The organism is Acinetobacter sp. 24-47-67 (assembly GCF_056779735.1).
In genome coordinates, this window is record NZ_JBWYIK010000001.1 from 85,853 (window position 1) to 100,666 (window position 14,814).

Annotated in this window: 22 protein-coding genes; 3 read left to right on the forward strand and 19 right to left on the reverse strand. The window is 42.1% G+C overall.

The features are described from left to right. Window positions 1-52 precede the first annotated feature (52 nt). The 10 genes from AC1M9K_RS00405 to AC1M9K_RS00450 all read right to left on the reverse strand — a co-directional run bounded on the left by AC1M9K_RS00405 (window position 53) and on the right by AC1M9K_RS00450 (window position 5,719). Entirely contained in the window at window positions 53-493 is a 441-nt protein-coding gene (locus tag AC1M9K_RS00405; RefSeq protein WP_481588148.1) for a hypothetical protein, read from the reverse strand. Next, the gene (locus AC1M9K_RS00410; protein WP_481588149.1) at window positions 486-968 is read right to left on the reverse strand and encodes a hypothetical protein; all 483 of its coding nucleotides are present in this window, start codon (window positions 966-968) and stop codon (window positions 486-488) included. Before AC1M9K_RS00410 ends, AC1M9K_RS00405 begins: the two co-directional genes overlap by 8 nt. A 7-nt stretch (window positions 969-975) precedes the next feature. After that, complete coding sequence (locus AC1M9K_RS00415; RefSeq protein WP_481588150.1) at window positions 976-1,164, reverse strand: hypothetical protein; 189 nt, start codon at window positions 1,162-1,164, stop codon at window positions 976-978. A gap of 9 nt (window positions 1,165-1,173) precedes the next feature. Beyond that, window positions 1,174-1,557 (reverse strand): DUF4054 domain-containing protein, encoded by a 384-nt coding sequence (locus AC1M9K_RS00420; protein WP_179998030.1) that lies wholly within the window; start codon window positions 1,555-1,557, stop codon window positions 1,174-1,176. Window positions 1,558-1,565: 8 nt separating this feature from the next. Further along, window positions 1,566-1,949: a hypothetical protein gene (locus tag AC1M9K_RS00425; RefSeq protein WP_481588151.1), complete on the reverse strand. Its 384-nt coding sequence runs from the start codon at window positions 1,947-1,949 to the stop codon at window positions 1,566-1,568. Between the two features lie 13 nt (window positions 1,950-1,962). After that, window positions 1,963-2,958: a DUF2184 domain-containing protein gene (locus AC1M9K_RS00430; protein WP_481588152.1), complete on the reverse strand. Its 996-nt coding sequence runs from the start codon at window positions 2,956-2,958 to the stop codon at window positions 1,963-1,965. A gap of 6 nt (window positions 2,959-2,964) precedes the next feature. Further along, the gene (locus AC1M9K_RS00435; RefSeq protein WP_481588153.1) at window positions 2,965-3,435 is read right to left on the reverse strand and encodes a structural cement protein Gp24; all 471 of its coding nucleotides are present in this window, start codon (window positions 3,433-3,435) and stop codon (window positions 2,965-2,967) included. A 14-nt stretch (window positions 3,436-3,449) separates the two neighbouring features. Next, on the reverse strand, window positions 3,450-4,634 hold the full coding sequence (locus tag AC1M9K_RS00440) for a DUF2213 domain-containing protein (RefSeq protein ID WP_481588154.1): 1,185 nt from the start codon (window positions 4,632-4,634) through the stop codon (window positions 3,450-3,452). Window positions 4,635-4,676: 42 nt separating this feature from the next. Beyond that, window positions 4,677-5,489 carry a BRO-N domain-containing protein gene (locus tag AC1M9K_RS00445; protein WP_481588155.1) on the reverse strand — a complete coding sequence of 271 codons (813 nt, stop codon included), beginning with the start codon at window positions 5,487-5,489 and terminating at the stop codon, window positions 4,677-4,679. Between the two features lie 77 nt (window positions 5,490-5,566). Then, window positions 5,567-5,719 carry a toxin-antitoxin system HicB family antitoxin gene (locus tag AC1M9K_RS00450; RefSeq protein WP_481588156.1) on the reverse strand — a complete coding sequence of 51 codons (153 nt, stop codon included), beginning with the start codon at window positions 5,717-5,719 and terminating at the stop codon, window positions 5,567-5,569. Window positions 5,720-5,827: 108 nt separating this feature from the next. Here AC1M9K_RS00450 and AC1M9K_RS00455 point away from each other — a divergent pair, with 108 nt between their 5' ends. Then, window positions 5,828-6,079 carry an Arc family DNA-binding protein gene (locus AC1M9K_RS00455; RefSeq protein WP_481588157.1) on the forward strand — a complete coding sequence of 84 codons (252 nt, stop codon included), beginning with the start codon at window positions 5,828-5,830 and terminating at the stop codon, window positions 6,077-6,079. Window positions 6,080-6,089: 10 nt separating this feature from the next. Here AC1M9K_RS00455 and AC1M9K_RS00460 read toward each other — a convergent pair whose 3' ends face one another. The 9 genes from AC1M9K_RS00460 to AC1M9K_RS00500 all read right to left on the reverse strand — a co-directional run bounded on the left by AC1M9K_RS00460 (window position 6,090) and on the right by AC1M9K_RS00500 (window position 13,029). Further along, complete coding sequence (locus AC1M9K_RS00460; RefSeq protein WP_481588158.1) at window positions 6,090-6,899, reverse strand: phage head morphogenesis protein; 810 nt, start codon at window positions 6,897-6,899, stop codon at window positions 6,090-6,092. After that, on the reverse strand, window positions 6,874-8,232 hold the full coding sequence (locus tag AC1M9K_RS00465; RefSeq protein WP_481588159.1) for a DUF1073 domain-containing protein: 1,359 nt from the start codon (window positions 8,230-8,232) through the stop codon (window positions 6,874-6,876). The genes AC1M9K_RS00460 and AC1M9K_RS00465 overlap by 26 nt, the downstream gene beginning before the upstream one ends. An 8-nt stretch (window positions 8,233-8,240) precedes the next feature. Beyond that, entirely contained in the window at window positions 8,241-9,767 is a 1,527-nt protein-coding gene (terL, locus tag AC1M9K_RS00470; RefSeq protein ID WP_481588160.1) for a phage terminase large subunit, read from the reverse strand. Then, complete coding sequence (locus tag AC1M9K_RS00475) at window positions 9,745-10,227, reverse strand: DUF2280 domain-containing protein (protein ID WP_168396906.1); 483 nt, start codon at window positions 10,225-10,227, stop codon at window positions 9,745-9,747. The genes terL and AC1M9K_RS00475 overlap by 23 nt, the downstream gene beginning before the upstream one ends. A 45-nt stretch (window positions 10,228-10,272) precedes the next feature. Then, window positions 10,273-10,917, reverse strand: coding sequence for a putative metallopeptidase (locus AC1M9K_RS00480; protein WP_481588161.1), 645 nt, complete (start codon window positions 10,915-10,917; stop codon window positions 10,273-10,275). A 43-nt stretch (window positions 10,918-10,960) separates the two neighbouring features. Further along, a complete protein-coding gene (locus tag AC1M9K_RS00485) occupies window positions 10,961-11,815 on the reverse strand; it encodes a DUF6414 family protein (protein WP_481588162.1) in 855 nt (284 codons plus the stop codon). Then, entirely contained in the window at window positions 11,778-11,975 is a 198-nt protein-coding gene (locus AC1M9K_RS00490; RefSeq protein ID WP_481588163.1) for a hypothetical protein, read from the reverse strand. Before AC1M9K_RS00490 ends, AC1M9K_RS00485 begins: the two co-directional genes overlap by 38 nt. Before the next feature lie 140 nt (window positions 11,976-12,115). Next, entirely contained in the window at window positions 12,116-12,292 is a 177-nt protein-coding gene (locus AC1M9K_RS00495; protein WP_481588164.1) for a hypothetical protein, read from the reverse strand. A gap of 506 nt (window positions 12,293-12,798) precedes the next feature. Beyond that, entirely contained in the window at window positions 12,799-13,029 is a 231-nt protein-coding gene (locus tag AC1M9K_RS00500) for a hypothetical protein (protein WP_179998039.1), read from the reverse strand. 325 nt (window positions 13,030-13,354) lie between these two features. Here AC1M9K_RS00500 and xseA point away from each other — a divergent pair, with 325 nt between their 5' ends. Beyond that, on the forward strand, window positions 13,355-14,617 hold the full coding sequence (xseA, locus tag AC1M9K_RS00505) for an exodeoxyribonuclease VII large subunit (RefSeq protein ID WP_481588165.1): 1,263 nt from the start codon (window positions 13,355-13,357) through the stop codon (window positions 14,615-14,617). Next, window positions 14,610-14,804: an exodeoxyribonuclease VII small subunit gene (xseB, locus tag AC1M9K_RS00510; protein ID WP_481587462.1), complete on the forward strand. Its 195-nt coding sequence runs from the start codon at window positions 14,610-14,612 to the stop codon at window positions 14,802-14,804. Before xseA ends, xseB begins: the two co-directional genes overlap by 8 nt. The last annotated feature ends 10 nt before the right edge of the window (window positions 14,805-14,814 follow it).

Sequence of the window (14,814 nt, forward strand, 5' to 3'; positions counted from 1 at the left end):
CTTAAAAATGAGAAAACCGCCGTATTGGCGGTCATGGAATTTATGAATTGCTTTAGGTAGTGGTGAGGATCCGTATCGGAATAATGGCAATCCCTTGGTCATCGAGCATGTTTTCAACTGCTTCAAAAACTTCGATCGTACCCTCGATCCAGCAATGCTCGACCAACCCCCCTAAGGTTTGGTATTCGCAGATATCAGGATGATCAGGCGCAAGCTTGGCACGCACCTCATCAATCATCTGATTTAACTGAACGCTCGGCGGTATCGTTGGATTTGATTCATGAATGTAAACGTACACTTCCGCTTCAAGTTCAACCTTGGCATCCAAGCCTTTCACTGGTGCTTCGGTTTGATTGCCTTGGGTCACGAATAACGCTGGTCGGTCATCAGGTGCAACATGATTGAAATGCTTTAAGCGTCGACTGGTGGTTTTAATCCCATCAATACATGAAAGTCGGTCAAACAATGCCTGGTAAATGGCTTCACTATTCACTGCTCAATCCCCTTTCAATTGCAGCATCAATATTCTTCGGCACGATCTTCGCCACGTCATCCAATGAATCACGCATAAAACGGCGTTCTCGAAAGTCTGCTTTACGCGAATGGGCTTTGATCATGATTTGACGTGGTGTGATCGGCTGACCAAAGACTTTCTTGATCATCCGAAGATGTGCCTTAATGGCCATTGCACCTTTAAGCCCAAATTCATGAGCAAAGGCATACGGTACCAAGGCACCACCAGCTCCGACTGTACCCTCGATCCAGTCCTTATCCTCTTCCACCTTGGATGAAACGGATCCTCTTAAACGTCCAGACTGCACATTCAGTCGCTGACCTGTCAGCATATCTTCCTGAATAGTTCGCTGAAGTTTAAGTGTGAGTGCATTTACCGTGCGCCGTATTTCAGCACGTACACGTTCATTGATCTCGTTAAAATCAACATCAGCATCAACACGGTAATCACTCATAAATCACCTACTTTGCAACAGTTTCCTTTTTAGGTTCTGCTTTGGTTTCAACCGCACGTTTAAAACCATGCGGTGCCAGAATGTGTGCAATATCGGTATCCGATTCAATCACACCTTTTTCAACCTTGTATGTGCTGCCTGCAATTTCAAGCGAAGTTGCTTTAAAGTTTTCAGGCGCTTGATATTTAAATGACATGCCTTGCTCCTAAACAACGAAAGCACCAACACCAATACGATTGGGATTGGTTCCATCATTGCCAACTGGAATTGAATTTTTTAATGCCAGGTAACGCTGACCATAAATACTTTGGTTATAAAATGCATCGGTACCCGAACGTGAAAAACTCACGCTCTGACCTGCAATAGTCATACTTGATGCATCTGAAAAGCTGTTACCTGACTTTGATTTATGTGCAACTCTGAGAATATGTGCTGCATATAGACCCACAGCACGTTCTTTCAGATCACCAAATTCAAGCGCCGTTACAACAAGACCAGCTTCTTCTAATGCATCGGCAATTTCAGCATCAGAAGTATTTAATAATGTTGTGTCGTACTTAAACTTTAATTTAAAAGCTTGTGGGTCCATAGTTCACCTTATTCAGTAGCTTGAGCAAGTTTTTCTTGCAGCTGTTCAAGGGTTTCATCGTCAGCAAAGGTGATTTCAAGATCAGTCAACGCTTTACGCACATCATCAATCGTGAGCTCAGCAGTTTTGGATTCATCCTTGCCTTTACCTTCATCAGTTTTACCTGATTGTGCACCTTTACCACGACCTGAAGCAGGTTTTTCAACCGCTTCTGCAATTTCTTCAACAGCCAGCTCACCAGCATCAATCAAATGCTTAGCAAACTTATTTTTTTGAAGTGCTTTGTGGTGATTGGCTTCAACTACTACGGCGATACCTTTAGGTAAAGTCACCAGGCCTGCAAAAACAAAAGCGGCATTAGAGCCGCTGTATGTGTATGAATATTTAGCCATGAGATTTTAATCCTTATGCATGGTCAAGGTAACGAAGTGAATCAACACGCTTCAGCCAAACACCTTGGTATTTGTAGTGGCCTGGCACAAGTACATCCAGGCCTTTCGGTTGCGCCGTCAGGAACTCAACGCTGTTACCTTTGAATTGAATACATGATGGATCACGGCGATAGATGATTGAACGGTCAGCGCCTGCAGTACCTTTGCCATTACCACGACCAGAACCACGAATCGTTAATGGCTTACCCTGAGTGGTGAAGATGTTGTTTTCTTCAATGTACTTCAGGAATGTTTTACCGCCTGAGTTTGGTACCACACGTGTTGAAAGGTGTGAGTACTGCGCTGATGCCATCAAGTAGGTATCAGGCTCTATAGACGCATCACCGTCAAACAGGTCTGCTGAGTCAGCCAGCGAATTATTGAAGTCGGATAAAACCTCTTCAATGGTCGCCGTAGACCAATCATGCTGCCCTGTCACAATAGTGACGCCTGTTTGGTTTAAGAAGCCATTCACCTGTTCAAGTTGACCACTCGCATTGGCTTTGGTGTAACCATACCAAGCCACATTCGACATGTGCTTTTCAGCTGCCAAATTTGCAGCCTGAACTTTATCCGCTTCAAGCGTGAGGTTCATTTGCTGTGCGGTCGCCAATTCAACCACTGAATATTGGTAGCCAATCACACCCACCTTCACAGGTAGGCTTACAGTATCGTATTCAACTTCTGCAAGCGGAATATCATCACCTGTACCAGCATAGTCTTCGCCGATACCCACGCCTTTTTTACGAGACAGAATTTCACCACCACCATAAACCGCATTTACATTGGTCACTGGGATGAACTTGGCATAGTCAAGGACCTGTGCCAGCTGTGGTGTAATTTCGTTTTGTTCTTCGATCTTTACGAAGAGCTGTGCCAATGCATCCATGTTGAACGCATCGCCAACTTGTGCCTGAATGGCATGTGAAATCGGCGTTAAACGCGCTTTCATTTTTGCTAATTTGCTCATGTGTTATTAAGCTCCACGAAGATTAAGAAGGGCTAAACCATCGGCACCTGTCATGGTTTCCCATGCTGCACCTGGTAATATTGTTCCGTCAGTTGCTGAGCTCGACAAAGAACCCAACGGCGCTGCTGTGGTACCGTTTGCAGTTTTTACATAAACCGCAGCAGTAATATCCGTGATTGGCGCTGTAGGCTTGACCCAAATTGCACCTTCAAACATCACAGGCAACATATCAGCCGCTTTATAGGCTTGTTTGCCAGCCGCCGTTTTGCCTGATTTACCAACGCCGTGGCGTACCACCACGCCAAAACGTGTCGGTGTAGCTCCTGTTACAGCCGTTACAGATTTACCATCGGTCGTGCGAACAACCACATCACCATCATTGACTAAAGTCAGACCTGAAAGCGGTAAAGACAGAACAACCTCTTTGGCAGTTAAACGGCCACGCTGACCGACCACCGCATTTAATTGCTGAACCATGATTCAAGTTCCCCTTAAATTGTTTTGTATGCAGCAGACTTGTCATAACCCTTATTTTCTTTAGGGTCCTGATTATTGTTTTGCTGTTGTTGCTGTTGTTGTAATGCATCACCGACTGCATTGCCTGGTGTGGTCGATTTCACGGCTGACAGTGCACGGAATACCGTGTCGATCTGCTCAGGTTTAGCATCACCGACGGCGACACCACCCAGTACAGCGGTCACCAATGTGTCACCTGCTTTGGCTGCAATCACATCACGTTTGATTTGCTCACATGAACAGCCTTCAGTTTTGATACCTGGTACCAATGCAACAGCATCCGCAACCACTGACGCACGTTCAGCCACGACCTGATCAAGTTTTTCAGGTGTCATTTGGTTTTTCTCAAGATCACCGACTTTTTGCTTCAGTTCTGCATTTTCAGTCTGCAAGGTATCAACCACCGCTTGTACAGCTGGCAATTCATCACCGATGGCAAATTGTTTATCACCGACTTTGAGTTTTGCTGCTTTCAAGTTTTCAAGCTGGTCTTCTTGTTGCTTTACAGCATCAGCTAGCGCTTGGTTGTCACCAATCTCAAAGCGAATACCGTTTACTTTAATTTCCATCTTCTTCCCCTTTGGGTTTGGTTTATGGTCACCGACGCGACAATCACCGCCACAGCGACCGTATTTCACCAGCGCCACGTGATTGCCTTTAAAATTGATAAATTTGGCTTGATACGGAGTACCATCTGGCGCCGTGCCTTGTTCAAGGACAAGATCAGCCGCATAGCCTAATGAGATCTCAACGCGCTCATTGTTTTGGATTAAACCGATACTGTTCTGGTCTTTAATGATCAGATCACCGACCAAGAAATCACCCTCTTGGCGCACGTTGAAGCATTCGCCAATGTGGTACTCCTTCCAGTTGGAAGCATTGATTTCATTCTTAGGTGGGTGATAGTCCGTAGCATCTACGCCGTCGAATGACTTTATGACTTGAGGATTAAATAAATCATCTGCTGCCACGTAGACATTGATGACTTGATCCGCTAAATAGCCTTCCAAATTTGGAAATTCATAAGCGTAGTACTGACGAACTTGAGGTGCTTTGGCCAAACGTACGTTGACGCATTTCAGATACCCTTCTTGAGTAAATGAGCGTGTACTTTCGCTTGGTGCAAAGTCACCAATTTTAAGTTGGTAGATGAGTTTCATAAATTGAGCCCATAAAAAAACCACCCGAAGGTGGCTCTTGTTTTATTTAGAATTGCGCTCTTTTAGAAAGTGCCTTCCTACGCGCAATGTATCTGTGCCATACAGCAAATCCAACACACTATCAAAACGCTTTGTGAATTCAGCAATATCCATTGTTGGATAAAATCCATGTGGTAGTGGTGTTGCGGTTAAAACACCATCTCGAGCATTTACATACCACGAGTTGTATTTACTATTTTGAAATTCCCGATTGATCTGCTGAGCCACTTGAATAACTTCTTGTGGGTAAGGTAAAGCTGCTTGTTTGATTTGCTCAATACGAGATTTCAATTCCATTGTTTCCAAGTAATGAACTGCTTCTGCAAAGTGAATATCTAAAAGCTCAGCATAACGTGGAATTTTGAAATGCCGATTATGTCGACTCCACATTTCAGCATATATTTTTCGATTTCCCTGTGAGCGACGATCTACAATTTCATGCAGTAGTGCTTGCTGTTCAGGTGAGATGGATTGGCGACTCTCAAGCTGCTTGGTAACAACTTCACGATCCAAAACATCCAGCACCCACTTACGAAATTGTTTGGCGATTGCTGTCTTAGAGAACATTGCGATTAGATGGCAGCCACGAAGAGAGAAAACACGAATTTCCCTTGTCTGTCCCTTCTCGGTCAATTTGACCGAACAGCTCATCGCTTGAGTAAACTCATCTTCATTGCGTGAATAAATGCGAGTTACACCACTCTGATCTGAGTAACCCAAAGCTTCGGCTAGTTCACTTGTTTTTAGCCAAACCTGACCACCCTGCTGAACAGGTGTAAAATTTACTTCGTTAAAACTTAATGCTAAACTAGACATAGTTAATACTCCTTCGTTAACAACACTAAAGCTCCGCTTCCGCCAAGAATCAGGGGCTTTTTTGTTGTCTGTTGATTTCATGCTTTCGCACTCTCTTTGTTTAATAGAAGCTCAACCGCCTTATTAATTAAATAATTCATTGAGCGTTCTTCTTTTACAGCCTTTTCTTTTAGTTGCTTGTGCAACTCAGGTGGAATTCGTACTGCTACCTGTGTATCTGAACGTGCCATTTAAATCTCCAATAAAGCACCGTGATCACATTAAAGCACACTGCTTTATTGATGTAAAGCACAGTGATGCAATATTATTCTTTATATCACTAGCAGAGTCTTTCGTACATGGCACGTAACGATCCACAAATGAACCTCCGTGTACCCATGGAGTTAAAAGAACGTATTGAAAAAGCAGCTCTTGAAAATGGTAGAACCATTACAGCGGAGGCGGTCTATCGCCTTGAAGAAAGCTTTTCTCAAAACCTATCTGCTGTTGAAAAAATACCTACCGAAGTTCTAATGATGGAGCTATCCAATCGCTTTAAAGGTTATTCCATTGTGGTTATGGATAATAAAGACATTAAAAAAGCACCCTAGGGTGCTTTTTTTAGTCGATCAAAATATCCTCATAATTCGGCAACGCCGTGCATCGGCATTTGATCTTCTGCCCAGGATGACCTCCCTTTGGCGGTGTATCCCATCGAAAGGTTTTACCATGATGGCTTCGGCATAACGGACGTACACGATCATCGTTGGAATCTTGCCAATCGTATGTTTCCACACCCATGGATTCCTGACGCTTCTTATTGATAGCGCCGTTGATCTTACCCATCTGATCGGCTGCAATCAGTCGTGCACGATTGTCTGTGCTATGACCGAGTTTTTTTATTTCCTGAGCCAGTTCCTGATTAGTTTGCCCTGTCTGCAAGGCATTCATCACCAATGCTTCAAGCTTATCAGTGTACTGACTTGGAATCGATTTAATCAAAGATACGTTTGCAGCAATCTGATTATCGATTTCATCCTGAATATCAGCGCCACGGAAAAACGGCGTAAGGTCCACACCAAGAATGGTCTTGGTATGACTAGCAATCTGCTTATCAACATCCTTGCTCGTATCCATAACCACTTTAGTGGCCAAAGATACCGACACTTCCATGGTGTACTTGACCATCTTTTCACGTAACGCCGTGAATATATCCGTCACCCAGCTATCACCAATGTTCTTCCCTACCGTAGGTAATACAAAATCCTTGGTTTGTTCCTGACAATATTTAGAGATTTCCAAAAGCTGACGTGTATAGAACAGCTCGACACGGCGATTGACTTTGACTGCCTTGGGCTTAGCCTTGCGTCCTTTCTTGCTTTTTTTGATCTGCTGAATTTGAGGCTTAAGGATCTGTATGATCGTCGTCATTTGGCTTCACCATGGTTTCCAGCAATTTGATGTGTTTTTCATCAATGACTGAATAAACGCCGTCGATATTAAGCTGACGGGCGATCTGCGGTTCAGTAATGATGCCCATATTGAGATACTTTTCATCACGCTCAGCATTGGCTTTTTCCACCTCCGCTCGGACTTTCGCATCCAATTGCCAAAGCGGATTAAATACGACATCCAGCTCAGGTATTTGACGCCCAAACGTGGACTGACAGATCACAGCGAGAAACTTCATCAAGATCGGCTTAAGGTCCCATTCCTGCTTAGTAGCAATCGAGTCGTAATAATTACGAGTGTCATGCTCACCAGTGGCATTCATGCCTGCAGGTGATTGGCCAAACAGAATCGTATAAGGGATATCTGCGGCACCCGCCGTCTGAACTGAGAATTCACGCATCATGTCAGGCAAGCCTGCGAAGTTATACGTCTTAGAACTGTACTCTTCCTCAGCATCAAGGACTAACATACCGTTCAGACTTTTCATCAAGCCTACAGACATGAAACGTTCCATGACGCCTTTCATATCCTCTCTAATCTTATCGACCAAGTTCGGCGTTTGAATGACATCAATCTTTGATTCATGAATAAGGCTAGCAGATCCACGCTTCACGCTGGCATGATCCAGCAGATCCTCATAGACTTCTTGCAGAATGCTTTGAGGCTCTTCATTCACCACATCAGCATGAGCAATGCGAATTAGACGAGTATGATGAATGCGCTTTTTCGCTTCATTCCCCATTTTCATTTCGTAAAATTCAGGCTGTTTTAGCAATCCACAGCAAGCCGACGGCGGTAAATAACTGTTTTTATCCGCCGTGATATATTTCTTTTTAACGACCGTGAAGAATTCCAAACGGCCTTGACCAAGTTTAGAAATATCTAAAGGTTGATCTAAGGCAGCACCGTCAGCTGTTCCAAGCAGGATGTACACAACGCCGTAGAGGCGAGAAAGGATCAAGCCTGATAAAAGCACATGCTCTAAGTGAAATGCCTTACACGCTTCTTCAAGGCGTTTTAAATCATCACCTTGAATGCCTTCATAGAACCAACCTGCACGAAGCATGTCCGATGCAGGACGATTGACAATACGGCGTGCAAGCCAGTTTTGATACACCGCTTCAAGTTGATCATCGTCAATGTCTTTACGGACAAACTTGCCACCTGTGGCTTTGTCACGCTCGGTACCAATATTGGATACCAAGTTTGTATATGCACCAGCATCGCCAATGGCGTTGATTGCCTGTTTTACTGCGTCAGCTACAAGCGTTTTAATTTTACCGCCTGTATCAGACTTTTTATCTTTAGCCATAAATACCTCTAATCAAATACAGTCGGCTTTTTCGCAAGTGAGTCATTAATCGCATCGATGGTCGGGTCCCATTGGTCATCGTGCTCATGTGTGAAGTCAGCTTTTAGGCCCTCGATTTCTTCAACATAATTCAATAACCACGGCGCACTCACAGGTAGAACGACACGGCGATCTTCAACATAGAACACCACATCCATAGTACGAGTCAGCTTGTCTGTATCACGCTGAATCGCTTTGATCGGTAATGTGGTTTCACGCGAAATGTTTTGAATCAGCATCGTTCCAGATGCTTTATCCTCAATGGCCATGTATCGAAGCTTGCCGATCTTGGTATTGCTTTCCTTGTGCTTATTGATGAAAGCCTTAGCTTCCTTAATCAGCTCAGGTGCTTCCCATTTGCCACGGCGCACGTCGATGATGTACAGGCGATTGTCATAACCAAGCCCTGCACATAAGAACACTGAATAGTCGTTATGCTCTTTGGTTTTTTGCGCCGTATCTGCCCATATCGCACGCCACTTGAGTACTGGTAACTCATGGTATCGATCAAACCATTCAGCCTTAACAAGGTCACCACCGAGCTTTTTAGGCTCTTGCTGGTACTGACTGCTGAACGTATAACGCGACACAGTAGCGCCGTCTTTATCCTGACCGCCTTTCTCTAACTGCAGTAATGACTGTAACGACTCTTTCAGTGGCCAATAACTCTGACGTCCTTTCTCATCACGTTCGACATCACGTGGCACTTTCTTACGAATATGCTCAGGCAATGAGTTGATATAGTCATCATCAATCAGTGCTGGTATCGAGATCTGATGCCATTTCCCTGGCACGTTGCCAGTCATCACAAAGTTGGTCGGATCCTCAACGTGTAAACGCTGCATGATCAGAATAATTGGTGTGGATGATTTGGCTTTACGTGAGTTGACTGTGTTCAGAATCTTACGATTTGCCTTGTTACGTGCCGTCTTACTAAATGCATCTTCAGGCTTGAGCGGATCGTCCAGGATAATCGCACCGGTAAATCCAGCATCTGCCAAAGTACCTGCACGGCGGCCCGTAACCTGACCACCCATCGAGGCGCTATACACATGCCCCGCTTCATAGCCGTCTACAGTCGTTTTCCAGCTTGCCTTAGCATCGGTACTGGTCGAGATCTTCACAGGCCATAAGCCCTGAAAATCGACCGATTTCACGATGTTTCGCGCCGTGGATGACACATCCTCTACAAGTGACTGCGAGAATGACAAATATAAAAATCGTGAACGCTGATTACGTGCGATACCACGTGCAATCAGATTGGTCAGTAATTCAGTCTTACCCGAACCTGGTGGAACGTTAATGACTAAGTTTTCAATGCGACCAGCAATGACTTCATCAATTGCCCATGCAATATATTCATGGTGCCAATTAACTGAGAACTTAAACCCCATACGAGGCATGAAAAAACGGCGTGTGAAAAACAAATGTTCACGTTCGCATTTCTCACGTTCTATCTTTATCTCAAGCGGTCTAGTATTTACTTTCGAGTTCATCTAACACCTGCTTCACTAATTCAGGGCTAGCATCCACGTAGGTAACATTTTCGCTTTGTAATGGTCCACCACCTGCGCCAGTCAATTCTGTTTTATTGGTGTACTTGCCACCGACGTCTTCAGCCACCTGTTTAAGAATGGTCAGCTGTAAAATCGGATTGCGTTTGTTCTGTGGGTTATTCAGTAAATTCTCATAATGACGTAAGCGCACGGCGAGATTCGCCAAGGGCATTTCATCTGTGTTTTTACGGAACTGCTCCCGGGTTTTATAAAATTCGTCAGCTAATGCTTTACTGAGGTTTTGCCCTGTCCGTTTAGTCGGGTCGTATGCCTCACACTGCTGACGTGAAATAGTGATGCCAAACTCTTGTTGGACAAGCTCAACGGTTTCAGTAGGTGTATTCCACTGCGCTAAGCTACGTACGATAAAGAGTTTGTGCTTTTGATTTAGCGTTGCCATTGCTCTTTATCCGTCCAACTTCGTCCAACTTAATGGACAAAAAATTTAAACGACCTTCAGGAAGCAAGTACCACACGCATGGTAAATATCGGCTCTTGAAATTTCAGGTCGCTGTTTCGCTGCATCAATCATGGTTTGAACTTCTTCGCTTGCACCATAACGGCGTACCACACCAGTGAATTCCTCCACGTCATGCCCTTTGATCTCAAGCTTTGGTAAACCTGTTTCACGGTTAAATTGTGGGATACCCCATTCATCACGCTTGTGTGCGATGTGGTAAAGCTCATGCTCAACCAGTGCACAAAATGCAATATCATTCGCCACCTGGGCAAATTTGGCATCAACCGTAACAAGGTATTCAGGAACTTGACCAAACCATTGTTCAAATTGTTCCTCTTGGCGTGCTTTCTTCCATCCACCCATATTGATCATGACTTTCTCAGCTTGACCAACGACAAAGCGCCCCTGTTTGATAAATCCGCCGTTTGCCCACATCACGGCGATCTGTGGCCAGTAAAATGAGTCCAGGTGAATATGATCAGGGTTAAATACTTCAGAATGTTCATTTAGGAATACCGCTTTAATCCATGCCCACAGTTCGGGTGCTGGGATAAAGTTAGGCGTATCTAAATCGAATATTTCTTTTGGTGGGTATGGTCGAACTGGTATGGCTTGTCCGACTTCATTCATAAATTTCACCCATTAAAAAACCTCCCGAAGGAGGTTTATAGAATTATTTAACCTTAGGTTTGAGAACCCTAAATATTGCTATTGGTGTAATGCCATAGGCTGTTTCAGGTCTTCCCGCAAACATCCTCACAACATTTAACATAGTCACAATACCATCACGAAATTCATTAGGTTCAGTATCATATGTAAATTGATCAAATGGGAGTGCGTCTAGAACACCTAATACGTGCCAATCTCCTGCTAGGAACTCGCCGTGTTTAAAATTTAAATCTAACGGACTACCAACAATTTCAGCCCGATTCAATGTCATCCAAACCTCATTACATAAATCAACGCCATTATCATTTTGTGTGCCTGTCTTATATAATAATTTTGCTTCCAATCCAAAAGGTATACCCTTAAATAAAGTAGTTACATCCTTCTGATTACTTTTAATTTCTTTGGCTAGTTTTCTACTTTCATGAGTATTTTTTTCATTTAATTCTTTTAGGTAGAAATTTAAGGCAGGCTCAACTAACCCCTTTGTCACCTCAATGTCAATTACACCTAGTCTACCCTTAAGTAAAACTAAATTTCCAAGCATCTCCTCACTTAATTCCTGATGAATAAAACCTAGTTCATCAAGCCTATCAATCATTTCACGAGGCATCGTTGGAATACCATCGTACAAATGTTCAGATGAACTAGCGGCTGAGTGATCAGTATTAACTTTACCACCTGCGACTGGAGGTAAACCTACTGAACCCTCTAATTTACGAACATCCGTAATTTGAGTTGAGCTTTTAAGACTGTTCAAAGCCCCCATTCCATTGAGCTGAGCGTAAAAAGATTTTATTTTAGGATTATCTAAATAGAAAAAATCAAAGATCGATTCTATGTCTTGTGATTCTTGCGCCACGGTTTATTTGCTCCTCAGCTTTTTTTCTATGTTCATTATACTGAGCAACACTTTCTTTCATAGCTTTTTTATAACATTCAGCAGCTTCCAACAAAATTTTTGCGGAATTGTTAACACGATCCTTTTGTTTTGCGCTATCAAACCCGAATAAGAAACTCATAAGGAAACTCCTTAGACAAAAATACCCTAACTATCAATTGACATCAGGGTTATCCACGACTATATGCATTTGAAATTATAATGTCAATCAAACCCCATCAAGGTTAATTAAACTTAATCAAATTATACTTAGAGTTACATTTATCGGTTTTGCAGTACGTTCCGTAAGTTTCGGATACGCTCCTTAAGCTCAATCATGATTTCATCAATCGCAATCATTTGATGACGCTTAAGTCCTGAACGGCTGAGGTTATGATATTTAGCCAGCTCCGCACAATAGAACTGTAAATCTTGTTTAGCTTGCACACGATCTGTCATATAAGTCCCTACCGCTTTAATACAATATTTCAAACAAAAGAAACCCCACTAACAATTACGTTAGTGAGGTTTAGTGCCGTAATAAGTTCGGCCAGTACTTCAAAAAGGGCTTGCTCTTACCTGCGAGCCCTTTAGGTTGGCATGGTGCAAATACATGCATGCGTTAGAAATTCAAGTTAGATGTTAAACATCCAGGTTTATTGGAAGGAAAACGCAATTCCGTATTTCAACTTGAACACTTCCGTATTGCTTACGGTTACAACCCAAGATCACATTAACACCCCTTTAAACTTGAAAAATAAAGTTAATGTAAGGGAATTTATTTATCGCTTTAACTTGTTAATTCAATGAACGATTAATTATGTTAATAATTTAAATGGCAAAAAAAAACCTCCTGAGTGAGGAGGTAAAATTGAAGAACAGGTTAGGTCCTGTGCATAAATGATATTCAATTTCTAAAAGCGTAGCATTAGCAATAAGTTACAATATTATATTAGAAGAATTCATTAACCTGAAGATTTTAATTCAAGCTGTCTATCATCTTGAGTAACCTTAATTTTAATATTTTGATAAGTACGCTTACTAGGATTCATAGCGGATCCCACCACCTCTTCAAAAAACCTTCTATCTTTCATTAACTCTGCATATAGCTTGTAGCCTATCAATATTCTTTCAGGTTTTTTATTATTCGCTAATGTTTCTTTAAAAATATTGTTTAACTGGTTTACATCTACCATAAATAAAAATTAGCTCTAAATTTAAGAAGCCCATTATGCCTTATTTAAAAGTACAAACAATGACAACTGCCTGTTATTAAAGCTTTCAGAACAAACAAACGTTTAAAACACTATACTTCGTAACTTTATCACCAAAAAAAAGAAATATTGATAACAAAAAAGCCCACCATTTGGCGAGCTTTTAAATCAACTTAATGCATAAACGTACACTTCGGTCACTATAGCTGAAATATGCCACAACCCTTGTACAAGGTCAAACATTCATCATTGTCTTTGAACAATATGTTCGTTAGTATTTTTAGTAACCTCATCTCGCTGCTCAATGATGTCTGATTACAAGCTAAACTTAAGTGAATATTTATCCACTGTTCAAGAAGTTATACGGGTCACCTTTGATGAACCTGTTTGGGTCAAAGCAGAGATAAGAAATTTAAATATTAAAAGCGGACATTATTATCTTGAGCTGGCTGAAAAAGAGGAAGGTTCAGACAAAGTGATCGCTAGTTGTAAAGCGACTATTTGGAAGTCTTCTGCTCAAAAGATGGTTCTAAAGTTCGAACGTGAAAGTGGTATTGAGTTATCTCGAGATCTTAATGTTCTGATAAAAGTTAAAGCCAAGTTTGACCCTCAATATGGTTTCTCAGTTAATGTAGAAGATATTGATTCAAGCTTTACGTTAGGTGATATAGCACGGCGCTATCAGCAGACATTAGAAAAATTACAAACCGAAGGTCTTGCAAATAAAAATAAACAGCTACCTACGCCGTTTGATATTCAAAATGTCCTGGTCATTGCACCTGAAAATGCTGCAGGTCTAGGCGATTTCAAAAAGGATGCTGACGCATTAGACAAAGCCGGTGTCTGCCATTTCGTTTATCACAGTGCAACTTTCCAAGGCTGTACAGCTCCAACAAGTATCCGAGATTCTTTAATAACTGCCCTTAAGCAATGGGTCAAAGATTATGAAGTTGCCCCTGATCTCATCGTTCTTATACGCGGTGGTGGATCTGTAAATGATTTAGCATATTTAAATGATTTTGATTTGGCAGCTCTGCTTTGTAAGCGTTCCGTCCCTATCTGGGTTGGTATTGGCCATGAAAAAGACCGAACGATTTTAGATGAAATTGCACATCGATCTTTTGATACACCCAGTAAAGTCATTGGAGGTATACGTAATTTGATTGTAGAGCGTGTCCAGGATGTATCTGATTCTCTGCAAACTATTAAGTTGTTATCTCAGCATCAGATCACGGCGTATCAAAGCCAGAATGATCAATACTTAAAGTCAATCAAGACACTGGCGAATAATCAAATTAGTTTAACTCATCGAAATTTAGACTTAATTAAAGACACCACTCAATATTTAGCACAGCAACAGGTTAAGCTGGCTTCTCAGCAAGTTGAATCTTTCATGCGCGAAACATTACTTCAGAATCCCAAAAATGTTATGGCCAAAGGTTTTGGTATCGTCCGTAGCCAAGGCAAAGCCATACGTTCTATTCAACAAATATCAGGTGATAGCATTCAAGTAGAATTACAGGATGGTATTATCAATGCCAATGTGACTCAGGTATCTAGCAATGACTAAGAAAGAATTAACGTTTAAAGAAGGCTATGAAATTCTCAAAAAGAACGCCGAGCTCCTTGAGTCTCAAGATGAACCAGATATTGATAATTTGATGAAAATTGTTGAAGAATCGATGTCAGCATATAGAGCCTGTAAATCACGTGTAGATGCTGTGCAAAATGCTTTGAATGAAACTTTCAAAGATTAATTTTAAATAA